Origin of the sequence: Promicromonospora kroppenstedtii DSM 19349 (genome assembly GCF_000515355.1) — a bacterium.
Lineage (GTDB): Bacteria > Actinomycetota > Actinomycetes > Actinomycetales > Cellulomonadaceae > Promicromonospora > Promicromonospora kroppenstedtii.
The window spans coordinates 1147-5251 of sequence record NZ_KI911621.1 but is presented as its reverse complement, the minus strand read 5'-3'; the positions used below and the strand labels follow the sequence as shown (position 1 = coordinate 5251).

Below are 4105 nucleotides of genomic sequence, written 5' to 3'. Positions count from 1 at the left end.
GCCCCGGGCCTCGTGGCTGACGCCGCGGCCGTCGCGGGCGGCGACTGGTGGTTCGGCAACCTGCACAAGTGGCCCTGCGCGCCCCGTGGGTCGGCCGTGCTCGTGACCCGCGCGGCCGACCGGGACGACCTGTGGCCGCTCATCGACTCGTGGGGCGCCGAGGAGCCGTACCCGGCGCGGTTCGACTCGCAGGGCACCCTGGACGCCACCAGCTACATCGCCTCACCCCGCGCGATCGAGTTCGTCGAGCGGGAGCACGGCTGGGACCGGGCCCGCGCGACGATGGCGGCGCTCGCCGACCACGGCGTCGCCGTCATCGGCGCGGCCCTGCAGCCCTACGTGGACGCCCCGGTGGCCACCGACGTCGGCATGCCCGTGGTGTCGATGCGGCTGCTCCGGCTGCCGGACGGGCTCGGGCGGGACCGGACGGACGCGGACGAGCTGCGTATGCGCCTGCTCGACCTGGCCGGTGTGGAGGCGGCCTTCACGAGTATCGGTGGCGTCGGCTACCTGCGCCTGTCTGCGCACCTGTACACCGAGCCGCGCGACTTCGAGGTGTTCGTCGAGCGCGCCGTACCCCAGATCGTGGCGTTCGCCGAACGACGCCGGATCTCCTGAGGGCTGAGCGGGCACCGGGTGAGCCCCGGCCCGCGCCTCCGCCCAGGCGCCTTCGCTTCGAGGCCCGGGTTTCTTCGCTTTGACGTGACTCAGAGCGAAGGAACCCCGCCCTCGAAGGCCTCGAAGGGGACGCCCCCGAATCCGTCCGTCGGAGAAGTCCGTTCCGAGTATTTTCCCAGGTCACGCAACCCCGCGAAGGTCTACGTGCGTCTGGGAGACGTGGCGCCGCACAGGCGGCGTGCTCGACTCGGACGGGAGAACCCGATGCGCAAGAGAGCAAGTGCAGCGGCGGTCGCTCTGGCGATCGCGCTGGGTGGGGGGACGTGGGCCACCGCGTCCGTACCGCAGGAAGCACCGGCACCACAGGACACCCGGCAACGCCCCACCGCCCCGGGCCGCACCGTGAGCGTGACGCTGCTGACGGGCGACGTCGTCTCCCTGGAGACCACGGCCGACGGCACGCCGGACCCGGGGACGGTGACCGTGCGGCCCGGCCCTGGCCGGGAGCACATGGCGTTCTTCCAGCAGCGGGAGGGAGACCACCTCTACGTGGTCCCGCGCGACGTGGCGCGGCTCGTACCCGGCCGCCTGGACCGCGCGCTGTTCGACGTGACCGGCCTGGTCGAGGCCGGCTACGACGACGCCTCGCGCGACACGCTCCCCGTGATCGTCCAGACGGCGGCCGCAGCCGCCGGCACCAAGGACACCGGCACGAAGAACGACGCCGCCCGCTCCGCAACCCCTCTCGAGCAGGACTGGACGACGTCGGGCATCACCCCCGACCGCGACCTCGAGTCCCTGGGCGCAGTCGCCGACGTCCTTCCCAGGGGCCGCGCCGAGAAGCTCCTCGACGCCCTCGCCCCGGTCGAGGCCGCGGGCAAGCAGGCCCGGAAGGCCCCGGAGCCCGACGCCGTCGGCTACGTCTGGCTGGACCAGCCCGTCCGGGCCTCGGACGCCGGCTCGATGCCGCAGATCGGCGCCCCGGAGGCCTGGGAGGCCGGCTACACGGGTGCGGGCGTGACGGTCGCGGTGCTCGACTCGGGCATCGACGCGACCCACCCCGACCTCGACGAGGTCGTCGTCGGCGAGCGGGACTTCACCGGCAAGGGCGAGGCGACCGACGGCGCCGGCCACGGCACGCACGTCGCCTCGATCCTGGCCGGGTCGGGCGATGCGTCCGACGGCGTGAACCAGGGCGTGGCCCCGGACGCCGACCTGCTGGTCGGCAAGGTGCTGGACGACGACGGCTTCGGCGAGCTGTCCGGCGTCATCGAGGGCATGGAGTGGGCGGCCACGGAGGGCGCCGACGTGGTGAACCTGTCCCTGGGCAGCCTGTTCTTCGACGTCCCCTCGCCCGACGCCGTCGCGGTGGACGAGCTGTCCGCCCAGTTCGGCACGCTCTTCGTCGTGGCCGCGGGCAACGATGGTGACCTCGGGAACGGCACCGTGGGCTCGCCGGGCATCGCGGCGTCCGCCCTCACGGTGGGCGCCGTGGACGACGACGACGCCGTCACCTGGTACTCCAGCCGCGGCGGCGTCGAGCCGGGGATGCTCAAGCCGGACGTGGTGGCGCCCGGCGACGGGATCGTCGCCGCGCGGGCTGCGGGTACCACCGCGGGCGACCCGGTCGACGACCTGTACACCGCGCTGAGCGGCACCTCCATGGCCACCCCGCACGTCGCGGGCGCGGCCGCGGTGCTCAAGCAGGCCCGGCCCGACCTGGACGGCCAGGCCCTCAAGGCCACGCTGATGGCCTCGGCCGAGCCCACGGGCGTGGACGTCTGGTCCGAGGGCGCGGGCCGCATCACCATCCCCGGCGCCCTCGCGCAGGAGGTCACCGCGACCCCGGCATCCCTGTCGATGGGCACGTTCGCCTGGCCGCACGACGGCGAGTCGTCGTCCGGCACCCTGACGTACTCGAACGCGGGTGCCGACGACGTCACGCTCACCCTGACGGCCGACGTCACCGATGTCTCCGGCAGCGCCCTGCCCGGTGCGCTCACGCTGTCGGCCGACTCCGTCGTCGTCCCGGCGGGCGGGACCGTCGAGGTCGACGTGACCACGACCGACGGCCCCGGCGAGCTCGGCGCGATCGGCGGCAACGTCGTGGCCACCGGGCCGGACGGCGCTGAGGTGCGCACACCCGTCGGCTGGGCCAAGGAGCGCGAGTACGTGGACCTGACCGTTCGTGCCGTCGACCGCGACGGCGAGCCCGTCAGCGCCGACACCTGGGGTGCCGCGATCCGCCTGGACGCGGACACCGGCGAGCCCTACGCCACCAATCTCTTCTTCAAGGACGGCGTCGCCAGGGCGCGTGTCATCCCGGGCATCTACAGTCCCGTGGCGTTCATCGAGACCCTCGACGACGACGGCGCGGTCACCGACGCCCTGTTCCTGGGCAGCGGGGAGGTCGACGCCACCGCCGACGCCGAGGTGCTGCTCGACGGGACCACGGCGCAGGAGGTCACCACCTCGACGCAGCGGCCGGCCGACCTGGCGAGCCTGGGCCTCTCGCTGGAGACCGAGGACTCGCTGGAGTGGGTCACCGCCAGCATCAACGTGAAGTACGGGCCGGAGACGGACCTCGCGCTCACCCCCGTGCCGGCGGCGACCCACGGCGACTACGACACCATCGTCCAGGCCACGCTGCTGCCGCCCACCACGGGGGACGAGGCGGCCCCCTACCGCTACGACCTCGCGCACCACAGCGAGGGCGTCGAAGTGCCGGCGCTGCGGGGCGACCGCCGCACGACGGTCGCGGTCGACACCACCTACGGCGCCTCGGTCGGCGACACGCACCTGGCCGAGCGCATGTACTGGGAGCCGGGCACCATCATCGCCGGCGGCCTCACGGAGGCGGTCCCCGTGGGCACGCGGCGCACCGAGTACCTGACGGCGCTGCCGGGCCGGTGGTACCTCCGGTCCGAGATCCAGGAGGACGGCGTGGGCGTGGTGCTCGCCGAGGCCGAGACGCACGTCTGGAGCGAGCCGGGGCGCGTCCGGCAGGGGCTCGCTGCGGGTGTGCTCGCACCCGCGGTCTCGGACATCACGCCCGTGGAGCACTGGGAGGACCGCCTCTCGCTGGCGCCCACCGACCGGGCCGACGACGACGGCGGCGTGCTGTGGGGTTCCGACGTCGCGCTGCGCCTGCGGGTGTGGCAGGACGGCGAGCTGGTTGACGACGTCCCGGAGCCCTACTCGTTCCCGACCGTGCCGGAGGGCGGGGCGGACTACCGGATGCTGCTGGAGAGCACACCGGACGACCCCGCCTACCGGCTCGCGACCGGCGTGACCGGCGAGTGGACGTTCCACGCGCGGTCCGACGTCGACGCCGCCGCCCGCCCGCCGCTGCTGGACACCGCGTGGGACGTGCGCGGGCTCGACCCGTCCGGCTCGGCGCCCCGGACCACCCGGGTGCGGGTCACCGCCGCTCACCAGGAGCACGCCTACGACCCGACGTCGGTCGAGGACGTGCGCCTGTGGTGGT

2 protein-coding genes are annotated in these 4105 nt (G+C 74.1%); both read left to right on the top strand.

Going from position 1 to position 4105, the window contains the following annotated elements; genetic code table 11:
* A partial coding sequence (locus PROKR_RS05095) for a hypothetical protein (protein WP_036960177.1) occupies positions 1-618 on the top strand: 618 nt, incomplete at its 5' end.
* A gap of 264 nt (positions 619-882) precedes the next feature.
* On the top strand, positions 883-4105 hold a 3223-nt coding region (locus PROKR_RS30525), incomplete at its 3' end, for a S8 family serine peptidase (protein ID WP_084800250.1).